General features: G+C 70.0%; 13 protein-coding genes. 5 read left to right on the forward strand and 8 right to left on the reverse strand.

The window, feature by feature from the left end:
* Nucleotides 1-190 precede the first annotated feature (190 nt).
* Nucleotides 191-433, reverse strand: a complete 243-nt coding sequence (locus PL79_RS36495) for a hypothetical protein (RefSeq protein WP_235879204.1) — start codon at nt 431-433, stop codon at nt 191-193.
* A 125-nt stretch (nt 434-558) separates the two neighbouring features.
* On the opposite strand from PL79_RS36495, the gene PL79_RS06295 reads away from it, so the two are divergent.
* On the forward strand, nt 559-1,125 hold the full coding sequence (locus PL79_RS06295) for a DUF3005 domain-containing protein (RefSeq protein ID WP_044843885.1): 567 nt from the start codon (nt 559-561) through the stop codon (nt 1,123-1,125).
* 60 nt (nt 1,126-1,185) lie between these two features.
* Here the strand turns inward: PL79_RS06295 and PL79_RS06300 are convergent, their stop codons facing one another.
* Both PL79_RS06300 and PL79_RS06305 read right to left on the reverse strand, forming a co-directional pair.
* Nucleotides 1,186-1,950 (reverse strand): DUF4397 domain-containing protein, encoded by a 765-nt coding sequence (locus PL79_RS06300; RefSeq protein WP_044843886.1) that lies wholly within the window; start codon nt 1,948-1,950, stop codon nt 1,186-1,188.
* Nucleotides 1,951-2,404: 454 nt separating this feature from the next.
* Complete coding sequence (locus tag PL79_RS06305; RefSeq protein ID WP_044843887.1) at nt 2,405-3,712, reverse strand: MFS transporter; 1,308 nt, start codon at nt 3,710-3,712, stop codon at nt 2,405-2,407.
* Between the two features lie 535 nt (nt 3,713-4,247).
* Between PL79_RS06305 and PL79_RS06310 the strand changes: the two genes are divergently transcribed.
* The gene (locus PL79_RS06310; protein WP_044843888.1) at nt 4,248-4,694 is read left to right on the forward strand and encodes a MarR family winged helix-turn-helix transcriptional regulator; all 447 of its coding nucleotides are present in this window, start codon (nt 4,248-4,250) and stop codon (nt 4,692-4,694) included.
* A 36-nt stretch (nt 4,695-4,730) separates the two neighbouring features.
* Here the strand turns inward: PL79_RS06310 and PL79_RS06315 are convergent, their stop codons facing one another.
* The 5 genes from PL79_RS06315 to PL79_RS06335 form a co-directional block, all read right to left on the reverse strand.
* Nucleotides 4,731-7,013 carry a xanthine dehydrogenase family protein molybdopterin-binding subunit gene (locus PL79_RS06315; protein WP_044843889.1) on the reverse strand — a complete coding sequence of 761 codons (2,283 nt, stop codon included), beginning with the start codon at nt 7,011-7,013 and terminating at the stop codon, nt 4,731-4,733.
* Nucleotides 7,014-7,231: 218 nt separating this feature from the next.
* Nucleotides 7,232-7,879, reverse strand: coding sequence for an isochorismatase family protein (locus tag PL79_RS06320; protein ID WP_044843890.1), 648 nt, complete (start codon nt 7,877-7,879; stop codon nt 7,232-7,234).
* Between the two features lie 19 nt (nt 7,880-7,898).
* Complete coding sequence (locus tag PL79_RS06325) at nt 7,899-8,939, reverse strand: 2,5-dihydroxypyridine 5,6-dioxygenase (RefSeq protein WP_044843891.1); 1,041 nt, start codon at nt 8,937-8,939, stop codon at nt 7,899-7,901.
* Nucleotides 8,940-8,980: 41 nt separating this feature from the next.
* Nucleotides 8,981-9,811, reverse strand: coding sequence for an alpha/beta fold hydrolase (locus tag PL79_RS06330; protein WP_044843892.1), 831 nt, complete (start codon nt 9,809-9,811; stop codon nt 8,981-8,983).
* Between the two features lie 26 nt (nt 9,812-9,837).
* On the reverse strand, nt 9,838-10,590 hold the full coding sequence (locus PL79_RS06335; RefSeq protein ID WP_044843893.1) for a maleate cis-trans isomerase family protein: 753 nt from the start codon (nt 10,588-10,590) through the stop codon (nt 9,838-9,840).
* Nucleotides 10,591-10,888: 298 nt separating this feature from the next.
* Between PL79_RS06335 and PL79_RS06340 the strand changes: the two genes are divergently transcribed.
* The 3 genes from PL79_RS06340 to PL79_RS06350 all read left to right on the forward strand — a co-directional run bounded on the left by PL79_RS06340 (nt 10,889) and on the right by PL79_RS06350 (nt 15,196).
* Nucleotides 10,889-12,052, forward strand: a complete 1,164-nt coding sequence (locus PL79_RS06340; RefSeq protein ID WP_044843894.1) for an FAD-dependent monooxygenase — start codon at nt 10,889-10,891, stop codon at nt 12,050-12,052.
* A gap of 185 nt (nt 12,053-12,237) precedes the next feature.
* Nucleotides 12,238-12,744, forward strand: coding sequence for a (2Fe-2S)-binding protein (locus PL79_RS06345; RefSeq protein WP_044843895.1), 507 nt, complete (start codon nt 12,238-12,240; stop codon nt 12,742-12,744).
* Nucleotides 12,734-15,196 (forward strand): c-type cytochrome, encoded by a 2,463-nt coding sequence (locus tag PL79_RS06350; protein ID WP_135800981.1) that lies wholly within the window; start codon nt 12,734-12,736, stop codon nt 15,194-15,196. Before PL79_RS06345 ends, PL79_RS06350 begins: the two co-directional genes overlap by 11 nt.
* Nucleotides 15,197-15,342: the final 146 nt, after the last annotated feature.

Below are 15,342 nucleotides of genomic sequence, written 5' to 3' on the forward strand. Positions count from 1 at the left end.
TTGAAAAATGAATGGGGCCGGGTCGCCGGCGGTGGCGATGGAGGAGATGGACGGCACGCGCATTGCTCGCCACAGGTCTCCATCCAGTCGACATCAGCGGAGGTGTCATGCAGCGATATTCCATTCGTCACGTATCGCGGGTCGTCTTCGCCGGCATCCTGATTGCCGGCCTGGCGGTGGGTGCGGGTTGTCAGAAGAAGAGCGAGAGCGACACCACTACCGGCGGGAGCTCAACCGGCTCCACCAGCAGCATGGCGCCGGCGCCGTCTACCGCGCCGTCGGGCATGCCGGGCAGCGGCACGGCCGGCGGCCCGGCGAGCATGCCCGGCGCCGCTTCCGCGCCCGCGGGAGCAAGCGGCGGCTGACGGTCGGCGCGGGCGGCATGCGCGGGCCCGTCGCCCGCGTGCCGCCGGGACGGCTGTCGGCGCAGCACGCGTGTCGCAGGGCACGCGTGGGCGGCGCCGTGCGCGTGAAAGATTTGCAACGACCGTTGTAGCGATTCCCGGACCGGCGCCGGCTGCATCCCGCCGGCGCACGCCGTCCGGAACAGGAGGTGCGATGCACAACGCGGAATCGAACCCAACCCCGAAACAGCAGCGCGAACAGATCGCGAAGAGCCCGGTGCAGACGCCGGCGGCCGGCGACATGCCCGATGCGGCGACCCAGGCCGCCGAGGTCGCCGAAGCCGCCGAGGTCACGAAGCGGGCGCTGACCCCTGAGGCCGTCGCGGCGAAGACGCCGACCGGCCTGCCGCCGATCGATGTCGGCGCGCATGCGGTCGACAGCGGCGATCCGGTGCGTCGCGCCAGCGGCAGGATCGTGACGCTCGATAACGCGAACATGGCGATGACCGACAACACGGTCGACGTCGACGGCAAGGGCATGGAGGCGCGCAGCGGCGCGACCGAGTGGCACGACAACGTGATCTATTCGAATGCGTCGCTCGACGACGCGGTCGAGACGCCGGACGAAGGGCTCGGCGGCATCGACAGCCGGCCGGGCGGCAACGTGCCGCAGATTGCGACGCGGCCGGGCTGGCGCGTCCGGCATGTCGGCGATGTCGATGTCGAGCACGGCGACGGTACGCGGGTCGAGCACGTGATTCGTCTCGAGCGGACCGACTGACGACGTAGCGAGGGCTGCCGGGCGGACCGCCGGCCGGCGGTCCGCCGAAGCCGTTATCCGTTATTGCGGGCCGAGTTCCTGCGCGGACGTGTCCGCATCGTTGCCCTGCGCGACGAGCACGTGAATGTCGTTCGGCGTCACGTCGCCGATGCCGCCCGCCGGAATCGTCACCAGCAACCAGTCGGCGTTGTTGTTGATCGCGACCGGCGCGGTTTTCAGGATCGGCGCCTTGCTGCCGGCCGTCGTGACGATCACCTGGTAGGTTCCGCCGTTCAGGTAGATGGAATCCTGTGTGGATGCCGGCACGGCGTTCTGATACGCGGCGCCCGCCAGCGTCGGGCTTTGCGTGTTGATGTCGGTGCCCGGCGGCACGACGTACACGTCGACGTTCTGCGTGTTCGGCGACGCGTTGAAGCTGCGCACGCGCGCCTTGTCGGACAGCAGCTTCTTGTCGAACGGATCGTCGATCAGCGAAATCGCCGACGAGGTGCTCGGCAACGCGATGGTCGTGTAGTGGTGACCGTTCGCCGCGCCGAACGACTGCGACGCGACGGTCGTGGTCGTTCCCGATACGTCGTAACTGGCGGTCTGCGTGCCCGAATCGATGTCGTGATAACGGGTCACGCCCTTGTACGCGACACCCGACGCATCGAGCTTCGCGTTCAGGTAGTAGTCGAGATTCGGGCCGGCCGGCACCGCGTTGATGAAGCGCGCCTGCGGCTTCGAGATGCCGAGCACGGTGCCGACGTCGTTGCTGTCTCCGCCGCACGCCGTGAGTACGGAAATGACCGAGCACAGGGCCACTATCGTTCGTATGGATTTCATGTCGTCCTCTCGTTCAGGGGGAACCCTGCTTGCGATGCGGGATCGCCGCGCGAGGACTCGCGCGGTGTGCAGCGCCGGGTTGAAGGAAGGATTGCCGTCCGCCCCGGGGGGCGGGCGCGTTGATATCGCAAACGACGTGCCTGCACGGCGGGACACGTGTACGCGCCGGTGTGGCGCGAAGCTGCGCGGGGAGGCAGTGGCATGCCGTGCGCGAACACGCGCGCGAGGTGACGTGTTTGTAAAAAGGCAGTGCGGCACGTCGCGAGGCGACCTGTGCGCGAGTGCGGCGCCCAGGAAAGCTGTTCAAGCCGTCAGCCGGGGGCGCTGCGACGAATGCGGAAGGGCGAGAGGGGGTATGCGCGCATATCGTTGGGCACGCATCGATACGCGGAGAGTCGTGCGAATTGTACGAATCGCGCGCGACGACCTCGGGTCGCCGCGCGCATGGAGCGCATCAGCGGTTCACGAGCTTTGCAGGATACGCGAGCGCGAGCGCGCATCCGACCAGCATGCATGCGGCGAAGCCGTACAGCCCCGCGCTCTGCGAATGGAACGTGTCGCGCAGCCAGCCGATGAAGTAGGTGCTGCCGAAGCCGCCGAGGTTCGCGATCGAGCACGCGAACGCGATCCCGCCGGCGGCGGCCGAGCCCTTCAGGAACGTGGACGGCAGCGCCCAGACGACCGGCATCGCGGCGGCCGCGCCCGCGTTGATCAGCGAGAACAGCAGCACGGTCGCGAGCGTGCCGTGCGACGACGCGGCGGCAAACGCGAGCGCGACGGCCGACACCAGGAACGGCACGACGATATGCCAGCGGCGCTCGCGCGCGCGGTCGGAGCTCGCGCCGCAATACAGCGTCGCGAGCACGGCCGCGGCATTCGGGATCACCATCAGCCAGCCGATGTGATACGCGTCCTTCACGCCGGTGTCGCGCAGGATCGTCGGCAGCCAGAAGCTCACCGCATACAGCCCGAGCAGCACGCACAGGTCGATGAGGCCGAGTGCCCACACCTTCGGATCGGAGAACGCGCGGCCGAGCGCGTGGCTCTTGTTGCCGGACGGATCGGCATCGAGGTTCGCGCGCAGCGTGCGCTGCTCGTCCGCGTTCAGCCAGCGCGCGGTCTCGATGCTGTTGGGCAGCCAGCGCAGCACCGCGAAGCCGAGCAGCACCGACGGCAATGCCTCGAGCAGGAACAGCCACTGCCAGCCGCCGAGCCCGTGGGCGCCGTCGAACGCACGCATGATCCAGCCGGAGATCGGGCTGCCGATCATGCTCGACAGCGGCAGCCCGACCATGAACAGCGCGACGATGCGTGCGCGGCGCGCATCGGGATACCACTGGGTCAGGTACAGCAGCACGCCGGGCAGGAAGCCGGCTTCGGCGGCGCCGAGCAGGAAGCGCACGACGTAGAACTGCATCGGCGTATGCACGAACATCGTCGCGCCCGACAGCAGGCCCCACGTGATCATGATCCGTGCGATCCACAGCTTCGCGCCGACGCGCTGCAGCACCAGATTGCTCGGGACTTCGAACAGGATGTAGCCGGCGAAGAACAGGCCGGCGCCGAGCCCGTACACAGTGTCGCTGAACTTCAGCGCGTCGAGCATCTGCAGCTTCGCGAGCCCGATGTTGATGCGGTCGAGATAGGCCGCGAAATAGCACAGGCAGAACAGCGTGATCAGGCGCAGCGTGACCTTGCGGTAGAGCGCGCCGTGCAGCGTGTCGTCGGCGGAGACGGCGGCGCTCGGGTGTGCGGTAGACATGGGATTGCCCCTGTTCGAATGTGACGGATGAAGTGGGTGGCCGTTCGACGCGAGCGAAGGTTCGCCGCGCGCTGGAGTCTGTATAGCACGCCAATTACATAGCGTACACACTAGAAAATACGGAATCTCACAGGCACGAAAGTGAACGCGCCAGGATCGATCGATAAACCAGATAAACCCGGAATTTTTCGGGGATTAATCTGGGAATTTGCACATACCAACATGGTTTTTCCCATCCGGAGGCATGCACGAAATTCGTGCGTATACGCTCAAAAGTGGAGTGTGTGCACGCCAGTGATTCGGCGTTCGGAGCGCGCGCGTCCGGCAGCCCGCCGGATCGCGCGAGCCGCGGGCGTTGCAGCGGCGACGTCCGCGGGCAGGCCGACACGGTCAGGCGCTTGTCGGGCGCGACGCGGGCAAGGCGCGACGAACCCTGACGCACCGCAACGAAGCAGCGGCCGCGTGACCGGATGCACCGATTTGAGGGTGTACACTGCTTGCCTTTCCCATTCATGCCGCGCGAGCCTTCATCTTCATGGCGTCTTCCAAGGATTCCTACGACTTTCACGACCAGGTCGGGCACCTGCTGCGCCGTGCCTATCAGCGGCACGTCGCGATCTTCCAGGAAGCGATCCCCGATTCGGACCTGACGGCCGCGCAGTTCGTCGCGCTGTGCGCGGTCAAGGAAAAGCAGGCGTGTTCGCTGAACGACATCGTGAAGGCGACCGCGATCGACCAGGCGACGATTCGTGGCGTCGTCGAGCGCTTGAAGACGCGCGCGCTGGTCGAGGTGCTGCCCGACCCGAACGACGGCCGCAAGCTGATCGTGCGCGCGACCGCGGCGGGCCTCGCGCTGATCGACCGCACGGTGCCGTTCGCGCGGCAGGTGACCGAGCGCACGTACGGGCCGCTCAATCCGGGCGAACGCGTCGCATTGCAGTACCTGCTGCGCAAGATGATGGAGGCCGACGGCGACGCGTGACGCGCGGCGCCGTCCGGCCCTCGACGCAAACCGGCCTCATGCGGCGCTTGCCGCGACACTCGCTTCGGTAGGCGGAAGCCGGCCAGCCTCGCGCAGCGCGGCGCGCACCGTCTCGGGCGTGAACGGCGGCGCGTAGAAGCGCACGCCGGTCGCATCGAACAGCGCATTCGCGACGGCGGCGGGCCCCGGCACCGACGCCGATTCGCCCGCGCCGAGCGGCGGTTCGCCTTGCCGCGGCATCAGCACCACGTCGACGTCCGGCACTTCGTCGAAAGTCAGGATCGGATAACTCGCCCATTCGCGCGACGCGACCTTGCCGTCGGCAAACCGCACGCGCTCCTTCAGCGTGCGGCTCAGTACCTGGATCACGTTGCCGTGGATCTGGTGGCGCACGCCGTCGGGGTTGATCATCGTGCCGGTGTCCTGGCCGACCGTCACGCGTTCGATGCGGATCTCGCCCGACACGCGATCGACGCTCAGGTCGACGATCCATGCGGACCAGGCCGCACCGAAACCGGGGAAGCGGCTGTGGACGTAGCGTGCGTAGGCGACGCCGCGTCCGCGGACGACGCGCGCTGCTGCCGCTTCATTTCCGCGATCCACGCGCCGCGGCGTCCAGCCCGCGCGATCGGCGACGGCCTGCAGCAGTTCGGTCGCGCGCGCGTCCTTGAGATGGCGCAGCCGGAACGCGAGCGGATCGATGCCGGCCAGCGCCGCGCATTCGTCGACGAACGCGTCGTGCGCGAACGAGTTCGGCAATGCCGACACGCCGCGCAGCCACGAGGCGCGCACGAGCGGCGCGAGATCCTCGCAGACGAAGCGGCGGTTCGGGCTTTCATACGGCGACACGGCGGTGCGGTCGCCCATTTCGAACACGCGCGGTTCGGGCGCGATCGCGCCGGTCAGGAGCGTCGCGAGCAGCGGCGCGTCGTTCGACGGATAGCGCGTCGTGAAGTCGTAGCCGAGCAGGCGGCCGTCGCGCGTCACGGTGCCCGTCACCTGCATCAGCTGCCCGGCGCCCTTCGGTTCCCACAGATGCTCGTCCGCGCGCGACAGCTGCACGCGCACCGGGCGGCCGACCGCGCGCGACAGCAGCAGCGCGTCGCCGCAGACGTCGTCCGCGCCGTTGCGGCCGTAGCAGCCGGCCGCTTCCATCCGCACGATGTCGATATCGGCTTCGTCGCGCGCCACGAGCGTCGCGAGGTCGTAGCGCAGCGATACGGGGTTCTGGGTGCCGGACCATACGGTGATCCGGCCGTCGCCGGGCGCGCGATAGTCGGCGAGCGCGCACGACGGGCCGATCGAGCCGTGCATCTGGAACGGCCACGCATAGGTGCGCGACAGCGTGATCGTGCCGGGTTGCGCGCGTGCCGCGTCGACGTCGCCTTCGTCGAGCAGCAACCGGCGTTGCGCGGGCGCGGCGGCGATCGCGGCCGCGGGCGTGTCGAGCGGCGGCAGCGCGGGATGCGGGCGCCACGCGATGCGCAGCTGGCGTGCCGCGCGGATCGCGTGTTCCTCGCGCTCGGCGACGACGCCGACGAAGTCGCCGAGCGCGACGACCGCCACGAGCCCGGGCACGTCGGCGACCGACGCGCGATCGACGTCGACCAGCGACGTGCCGACGAACGCGCCGCTGTCGTGGCCCGCATACGGCGGCCGCACGACGCGGCCGTGCAGCATGCCCGGCACGCGCATGTCGTGCACGAACGTGAGCTGGCCGGTGGCTTTCGCAGGCAGGTCGACGCGCGGCGACGACCGGCCGACGATCCGGTAGCGGGCGGGATCCTTCGTGCGGGCGTTCAGGTCGAGCGTGAGCGCGATGCGGCGCGCCGCGACGAGCGCGGCGAACGTTGCGGTGTGCCCGCCGGCCGGCGCTGCGATCGTCCCGTCGTCGATGCTCAGTTGCGCGGGGTCGACACCGAAGCGCTCGGCGGCCAGCGCCAGCAGCGCGTGGCGTGCCTGCGCGGCCGCGCAGCGCAGCGGCGTCGCGGAAATCTGGATCGTCGCGCTCGCGATGGTCGGACCCTGGTTCGGCGTCGCGGCCGTGTCGCCGAGCACCATCGTCACGCGCGCGGCCGGCACGTCGAGCTCTTCGGCCACGATCTGCGCGAGCGACGTGCGGATGCCGGTGCCGAGGTCGACGTGGCCGTTGAACGCGAGGATGCGTCCGTCGTCGAGGATCGCGACGAACACCTCGGGCAGCGCCGGCACGTACGACGACAGGCTGCCCGGCTGGCCGGGCGCCGGCTTGGGCGGCGGCGCGGGCGGCCGGATCACGGTCAGGCAGCCGTCGCGCGCAAGCAGTTCGGAGCGGTTCACGGTTCAGGTGTCCTGTCGGGGAGGGCGCGACCGGCGGCCGGTCGCAGCGGCTGCGGCGCTGCTGCCGCGTGCCGCGCACGGGGCGTCGGCCCGGGCGTGCGCGATGGCGCACGCGGTCAATCTAGGTCGCCAAAAGCGCAGCGTCAATCGCGCGCCGGCGCGGGCACGGCTGCCGTTCGTCCCACCCGTGCCGCACCGCCCGCGATCGGCGCGGCGGCTCAGCGCGCGTGCACGGCATCGATCGCCGCGATCGCATCGTCGAGCGGCATCACGGCCGCGTATTTCTGCTGCATGTCGAACAGGTTCGCGTCGTGCGGCGCGATCGCGCGATCGCCGACGCAATCGGCGAGCACGAGCGGGCGGAACCCGTGCGACATCGCGTCGACCACGCTCGCGCGCACGCAGCCGCTCGTCACCGCGCCCGCGACGAGCAGCGTCTGCACCGCGCGCTGCGCGAGCCACGGCGCGAGCTGCGTGCCGAAGAACGCCGACGGCACGGTCTTGCGCACGACGAGTTCGCCGGCGGCGGGCGTGAGTTCGGGCACGATCGCGCTGTTCGGATGGTGCTCGGTCAGCGTCGCCATGCCGGGCACCTTCAGCGAGAACACGTTGTCGTCGCTGCCGTCGTCCGCGTACACGATGCGGCTGTGCGCGACCGGCCAGCCGCGTGCGCGCGCGAGCGCGAGCGCCCGCGTCGTGCGCGCGATCGCCGGCGCGATGTTGCCGCCGCCGAACGTCGCGGGATCGGCGAAGCCGACCACGAAGTCGACGATCAGCAGTCCGATGTTGCCGTGCGGCGGCAGCGGCGTGCCGAAACCCTGCTGGCGGTAGACGTTTGCTTCGGCGTGGCGGGAAAGATCGGTCATGGTGTCGGGCACTCGTCGGTCACGCGGGTTGATCGGTCACGCGGCCTTCGCGCACGACGGTCTCGCCGTCGAGCTCGACCGTGCAGCGGCGCAGCGGGATGTCGATGTGGCAGGTGGTCGTGCGGGTGCCGCCGCCTTCGTTGTTCGGGCCGAGCGAGAACAGGAAGTTGCCTTCGAACGCTCGCGCATCCATCCCGATCGTCGCCTCGCGGTCGTACAGGCCGAGCGTCGACCAGCGCGCGCGCGGCTGCAGCCCCCAGCCGATGTGCGAGATCGCATAGCCTTCCGGGTCCGCGAAGGTTTCCATGTAGTCGCGCAGCAGGTCGGCATCGACGCCGCCTTCGATGCGCGTCGCATAGCCGCCTTCGACGGTCAGCGCGATCGGCTCGCTCACGTAATGTTTCTGCGGCAGCAGGATGTCGCCGCGATCGATCACGATCGTGCCGCGTGCGGCGCGGTCGTTCGGGAAGGTCAGCGCGAAGCCGCTCGGCCAGTGGTCCCAGCGGCCCGGCGCGTCGACGAAGCCGTATTCGGCGGTCGGCGGGAAATCGCCGAGCGGGCACACGAGCGCCGTGCCGGCCGCCGAGGTCACGCGCATCTCGCGCGCGGCGGCGATTTTCTTCGCGGCGCCGAGCACGCGCGTGCGGTCGGCCAGTGTCGGCACCATCCGCACCAGCACTTCGGGCGGCTCGACCGCGAGCAGGATCTTCGTGCCGGATTTCAGGATGTCGTGCTGCTCGGGCGAGAACAGCAGCGTCATCAGGTCGAGCACGAGGTCGCTCTCGCGCAATGCGGCGATCGCGGCGCGGTTGCCGGTGAGCGGCGTCGTGCCGAGATACGCGAGCGGGTCGCGGCTGAACGCCTTCTCGCCGTTCACCGGCGGCAGGTCGAGCCGGTTGACGATCGCGCCCATCGATTGCGTCGCGATCAGCGCGCACGACAGCGTCTGCGGATGAGTGGCCGCGCTCGTCAGGATCGTGACGGTCTGGCCCGGTTCGAGGCGCGACAGCGTGAGCACCTGCTTCCACGCGTCGATCAGTTGATAGTCGCTGACTGGCATCGTCGGCTCCGGTAATGGCGTGAAGGGAAGGGGGGGCGAAATCAGGCCGCGAGCGGCGCGCCGAGGAAGTTGCCGAACGCCGCGTAGAAGCCCGCCGCGTTGTCCCACGGGATCATGTGGCCGGCATCGGGCACGCGCACGTGCTGCATCGACGGCGTCGCACGCTGCAGTTCGGCGACGTCGTCGTCGCGCACCACGTCGCCGCGCTCGGCCGTGATCAGCAGCGACGGCACGGCCAGTTGCGCGGCATCCGCGTGGAAGTCGTCGGTGTGGAAGCCTTCGTACGACGTACGCACCGCGCGCTCGTCGCAGGTATGCAGCCACTCGGCGCGCAGTTGCAGCTCGGCATCGGTCCAGGTCGGGCAGAACGCGCGCATCCCTTCGGCGTCGGTGCCGGCTCGCGCGAGCGCCATCGAGTCGATGTACCACGGCAGCTTGCCCGGATAGTCGCGGCGGTTCGGGCCGGACACCGGTGGATCGACGAGCACGACCGATTCGAGCCCGCGGACGCCGCGCCGTGCCGCGCGCGCGGCGATCCGCGCGCCCATCGAATGGCCGACCAGGCTCGTGCGCGGCAGGCCGAGCGCGGCGACGAACGCCGCGATGTCATCGGCGTGCGCATCGAGGCCGTAGTCGAGCGACGGCGACGCGTCGGACAGCCCGCGGCCGCGCACGTCGAGCACATAGGTGTCGAACGCCGCGCCGAACACCTCGCCGACGAAGCCCCACGTGATCGCGGGGCTCGTGATGCCGGGAATCAGCACGATCGCGGGGCGCGACGCGCGCGCGCCCGTGGCGCCGCCGTAGCGCAGGTAGTGCTGGCGGATGCCGTTGGCGCGGACGTTCGCGCCGTACAGGAAAGTCGAGGACATGGCGATGCTCCGAAGTAGCGGGGCGCTCAATACGCGCCGGACAGCAGCGCGCCGGCGCCGGGCACGATCGGTTCGAGATCGAGTTCGCGCAGCATCGCGTAGGTCGTCGCGATCGCGGCCGTGATCACGGGCTTGCCCGTCATCGCCTCGACCTTCGCGACGGCCGGCAGCGACGGCATCTGCACGCACGCGGACAGCACGATCGCATCGGCGTCCTGGTAAGGCAGCGTCTTCACGATGTCGGGCAGGCGCGCCGGGTCGTGGCGGCCGACGTCGAGGTTGTCGGGGATCTCGAGCGCGCGATACGCGATCACGTCGTAGCCTTCGTTGCGGATGTAGTCGACCACGAGCTCGGTCAGCGGCAGCATGTACGGCGCGACCACCACGATGCGCTTCGCGCCGATCACCTTCAGCGCATCGACGAGCGCGCCCGCGCTCGTCAGCACCGGCGCCTGCGCACCGTTGTCGGCCGTGTGCTTCGTGAGGCGCGCCTGCGACACGCGGTGATAGCCGTGGCCCATCGCCATGATCGCGACGAGGCACGCGTAGCCGAGCACGTCGACGCGCGCATCGCTCAGTTCCACCGCGCAGCGGTCGGACTCGGCGTCCATCGCCGCGAGTTCTTCCTTGACGACCTTCTTCATCCGCATCCGGCTCGAGTGATACGTGAAGCGCTCGGGCCGGATCGCCTCGCGCAACCGCAGCATCGCGGGAATCTCGGTTTCCATCGTCGTGTTGGAACTCGGCACGATCTGGCCGATGCGGTAGGTCTTGCTCATGACGGGAGGCTCCGTGTCGGTAAGGGTGGGGCGGCACGCTGGCGCGGGATCGCCTGGTTTCGGGGAAAGTCTAGTGTGTACATTTGAAAATGACAATGGGTCAAAATGATTCATTTCAGGCGTAGATCGTTTATTTGCGGATGTATATGAGGGTTTATTGGTGTTTTCCCGGATGTGGTGGCCGCCGGAAATAATCCCCTTGTCTTGAGTAAATTGAGTGTGTACGCTACATAAACGCCATTCAATCCGCCCGTTCTCGTGCCGCGTCCGGCGCCGGGCTCACGATCAGGAGATCCGCATGAGCAAACCCCGTATCGCAATCATCGGCGCCGGTCTCGGCGGCACGGCCGCCGCGGCGCTGCTGCAGCGCGGCGGCTACGACGTCGCGCTGTACGAGCAGGCGCCGGCGTTCTCGCGCCTCGGCGCGGGCATCCATCTCGGCCCGAACGTGATGAAGATCATGCGGCGCATCGGCTGCGAGGACGCGCTGGAGACGATGGGTTCGCATCCGGATTGCTGGTACAGCCGCGACTGGCAGACGGCCGACGTACTGTCGCGGATTCCGCTCGGCGACTACGCGCGCAGGACCTACGGCGCGAGCTACCTGACCGTGCATCGCGGCGATTTCCACGCGCTGATGACGCAGGCGGTGACACCCGGCACGATCCGCTTCGGCAAGCGGCTCGCGGCGGTGGAGGACACGGGTGACGCGGTGCGCCTGACGTTTGCCGACGGCAGCGTCGAGACGGCCGACATCGTGATCGGCGCGGACGGCGTGAACTCGCGGATCCGCGAGCACCTGCTCGGCGCGGAGCCGCCGCGCTATACGGGCTATGTCGCGCATCGCGCGGTGTTCCCGGCCTCGCTGCTCGGCAACAAGCCGTACGACATGTGCGTGAAATGGTGGTCGGAGGATCGCCACATGATGGTCTACTACGTGACCGAGAAGCGCGACGAGTACTACTACGTGACCGGCGTGCCGCAGGCCGAGTGGCCGGAAGGCGTGTCGATGGTCGACAGCAGCCGCGATGAAATGCGCGAGGCGTTCGCCGGCTTCCACGCCGACATCCAGCACCTGATCGACGTGTCGCCGTCGATCACGAAGTGGCCGCTGCTCGAGCGCGACCCGCTGCCGTTGTGGAGCCGCGGCCGTCTAGTGCTGCTCGGCGACGCATGCCATCCGATGAAGCCGCACATGGCGCAGGGCGCTGCGATGGCGATCGAGGATGCGGCGATGCTCGCGCGCTGCCTCGACGAAGTCGGCATCGGCGATTACGCGGGTGCGTTCGCGCTGTACGAGGCGAACCGCGCGGCACGCGCGTCGAAGGTGCAGCTCGTGTCGCACAACAACACGTGGCTGCGCACCAACGAGGATCCGTCGTGGGTATTCGGCTACGACGTGTTCGACGTGCCGCTGGTGTCGCCGTCGCCGTCGCGCGGCAACGTGGCGGCCGTCGCCTGACGCGCATGCGGTGTCCGCGCCGGATGTCGCGCCGCCGTATCGGGGATCGATGCGGCGGTACGCATTTCGGCGTGTTATACGTGAGCGCTGCGCGCGACGCCGGCCCGTCGCGAGCCGGCGGCCGTGCCCGCTGCCGGCCCCAAGTCACGGCCTGCCGGCCCGCGCCCCGCATTCCGGATCCCTTCATGTCCCATCCCGCTTCCCCGTCGCGGCCGCTCGCGTTTCGCGTGAACGGCACGCCGCACACGTTCGACGCTGCCGCGCCCGACGCGCCGCTGCTGCTGGTCCTGCGCAACGACTGCGCGCTCAACGGCCCGAAGTACGGCTGCGGATTCGGGCAGTGCGGCGCGTGTACGGTGCTGGTCGACGCTCAGGCGACGCGCGCGTGCGTCGTGCCGGCCGCCGCCGCGCACGGGCGCGACGTGACGACGCTCGAAGGGCTCGGCTCGCGCGACGCGCCGCATCCGATCCAGCGCGCGTTCATCGACGAGCAGGCCGCGCAGTGCGGCTATTGCCTGAACGGCATGATCATGAGCACGAAGGCGCTGCTCGACCGTAATCCGTCGCCGGACGATGCGGCGATCCGCGACGCGCTGCGCTTCAATCTCTGTCGCTGCGGCACGCATCTGGAGATCATCCGCGCGGTGCATCGGGCCGCGCGCTATCTGCGGGACGACGGCGATGAAGCATGACCTGAGCGTGCCCGCGCAGCCCGAAGCCGATGCGAGCGATGTGCGGCGCGATGAAGCGGTGGCCGGTTCGGCGCGGCGTGCGGACGACGCGGCGCGCATGCACCGCGCACACTACGAATGGCCGATCGGCGATGCGCGTGCGCACGCGTCGTTCGAGCTCGAAACGCGGACCGCCGCCGATGGGCGGATGACGACGTGGCGCTATCGCACGCGGGCCGGCGCGACACCGGATGCGCGGCGCGCGGCGGCGCAGGGCGGGGCATCGGCTCGGTCGTCGCCGTTCGTCTATCGACATGCGCAGACGTCGATCGAGATGGCCGACGTCCACCACACGATTCCCGGCCACGCGCACGCATTCGCGCGCGAGTCGTTCGTCGACGAACTGGCCGGTGCGCTGCGGCGCGATCCGGTCGCATTGCGCCTGCAGCATCTCGATGCGTCGCGCGATGCCGGGCCGCGCGAGATCATCCGGATGGTCAGCGAACGCGCGGCGTGGGGCGAACCGGCCGCGGGCCGTGCCCATACAGCGGCGCAGGACCGCCTCAGTGGGCGCGGCTTTGCGTTCGACGGTGCGGGCGTGCTCGAGGCGCCGTCCGCAGGCGAAATCCCGCACGCGGACGCGGGCCGCGACAACGACCGCGACAGCGATCCGCACTGGTCCGCATGGGTCGTCGATCTCGACGTCGATCGCGCGACGGGCGACGTCGCGGTGCGCCGCGTCGTCGCCGGGCAGGGCGCGGGCGAGCCCGGGCAGGCGTCGATGGCGGGCTTGCCCGCGTGGCAGATCGAGGCGGCGATTTCGCGCGTGATGGGCGCGCGGCTGTCCGCACGGCCGGCGCATGACGAGACCGGCGGCGATGTCGCGCCGGATGCGATCGCGCATGAACTCGTCGCGTTCGACGACGCAGAGCCGGGCGCCGGTCGCGCGCAGTCGCTGTCGGCATACGACGCGCAACGGATCGAACAGGCGGCCGCGCCGGCGGCGGCCGCGATCGCGAACGCGCTATATGACGCGACGGGCGTGCGTTTTCGCGCGCCGCCGTTCGACGCCGCACGCATTCGCGACGCGCTGGCCGGCCGGAGCCGGCCGATGTCGGGCGAGCGCAGTTCCGGCGCGCCGCGCCGCGCGTCATCGCGCTGGCGCCGCTGGCTGGCCGGTGGCGGCGCGGCGGGTCGTCGGCGGCTGATCGGGCTGGCCTGCGCGATCCTGCCGGGCCCAGCGCCGATCGCCCCGATTGCCCCGATCGCACCCGGCGGCGCGGACGGCGCGATGTGGAGCGCGGCGACGCTCGAACGCGGCCGCCTGGTCGCGCTCGCCGGCGATTGCGCGGTCTGCCATACCGCGCCGGGCGGCGCGGCCAATGCGGGCGGTCTCGCGCTCGACACGCCGTTCGGCACGATCTACACGACCAACATCACGCCCGATCCGGAAACCGGCATCGGCGCATGGTCGTATCCGGCGTTCGCGCGCGCGATGCGCGAAGGCATCGCGCGCGACGGCTCGCATCTGTATCCGGCGTTTCCGTACACCGCGTTCGCGAAGCTGAGCGAGCCCGACCTGCTCGCGCTGTATGCATACCTGATGTCGCAGCCGCCGGTGAAGCATGCGCCGCCGAAGACGAAGCTGCCGTTCCCGCTCGACCAGCGGCGCCTCGTCGCCGGATGGAACTGGCTGTTTCACGACGCGCGGCCGTTCGTGCCGGATCCGGCGCGCTCCGCGTCGTGGAATCGCGGCAAGTATCTGGTCGACGGCGCCGGGCACTGCGGCGCGTGCCATACGCCGCGCAACGCGCTCGGCGCGGAACGGGGCGAGCGCGCTTATCTGGCCGGCGGCGAGGCCGAGGGGTGGGTCGCGCCGCCGCTCGTCGCGTCGCCGGCGTCGCCGGTGCCGTGGACCGAAGGCGCGCTGTTCGACTACCTGCGCACGGGCTTCTCCGCGCAGCACGGCGTCGCGGCCGGGCCGATGGCGCCGGTCGTCGCGGGGCTCGCGGCGCTGCCCGAATCGGACGTCCGGGCGATCGCGCATTATCTGGCGTCGCTGTCGCCGCCCGTCGATGCCGCGGTGGCCGTCGACGCGGCGACCCGCCGTGCACGCGGTGCGGAAACGGTCGCGACGCTCGGCCTCGAGAGCGGCCGGCGCGCGTTCGATGCCGCGTGCGCGGTCTGTCACGCGGAGACGGGCGGGGTCGGGCATTTCGGCGTGCGTCCGCTGATGGGGCTCAACACGAGCGTCAGCCAGGCGGCGCCCGACAACCTGCTGCGCGTGCTGCACGACGGGATCGACCATCCGGCCACCGACGGGCTCGGCTACATGCCGGGCTTCCGCGACGCGTTCGACGACCGGCAGATGGCCGAGCTCGCCGCATACATCCGCGCGCGCTATGCGCCCGGCCAACCGGCGTGGCGAAGCCTGGAGGAGGCTTCGGCGAGAATCCGGGCGCGTGCGCACTGACCGGCGCGCCGGCCGATGCCGGTCGCCGGGCAGAAACCGTGCGTCGGCCGGGAAGCCGGGAAAAGCGACACGCTGCGCAACGACGGGCGTGACGCGGGCCGTAAATCCTGCCGGCAGCGCCCATCGTTTAACCATTCGAAACAATG

Source organism: Burkholderia sp. USMB20 (assembly GCF_000949135.2).
Classification (GTDB): Bacteria; Pseudomonadota; Gammaproteobacteria; order Burkholderiales; family Burkholderiaceae; genus Burkholderia.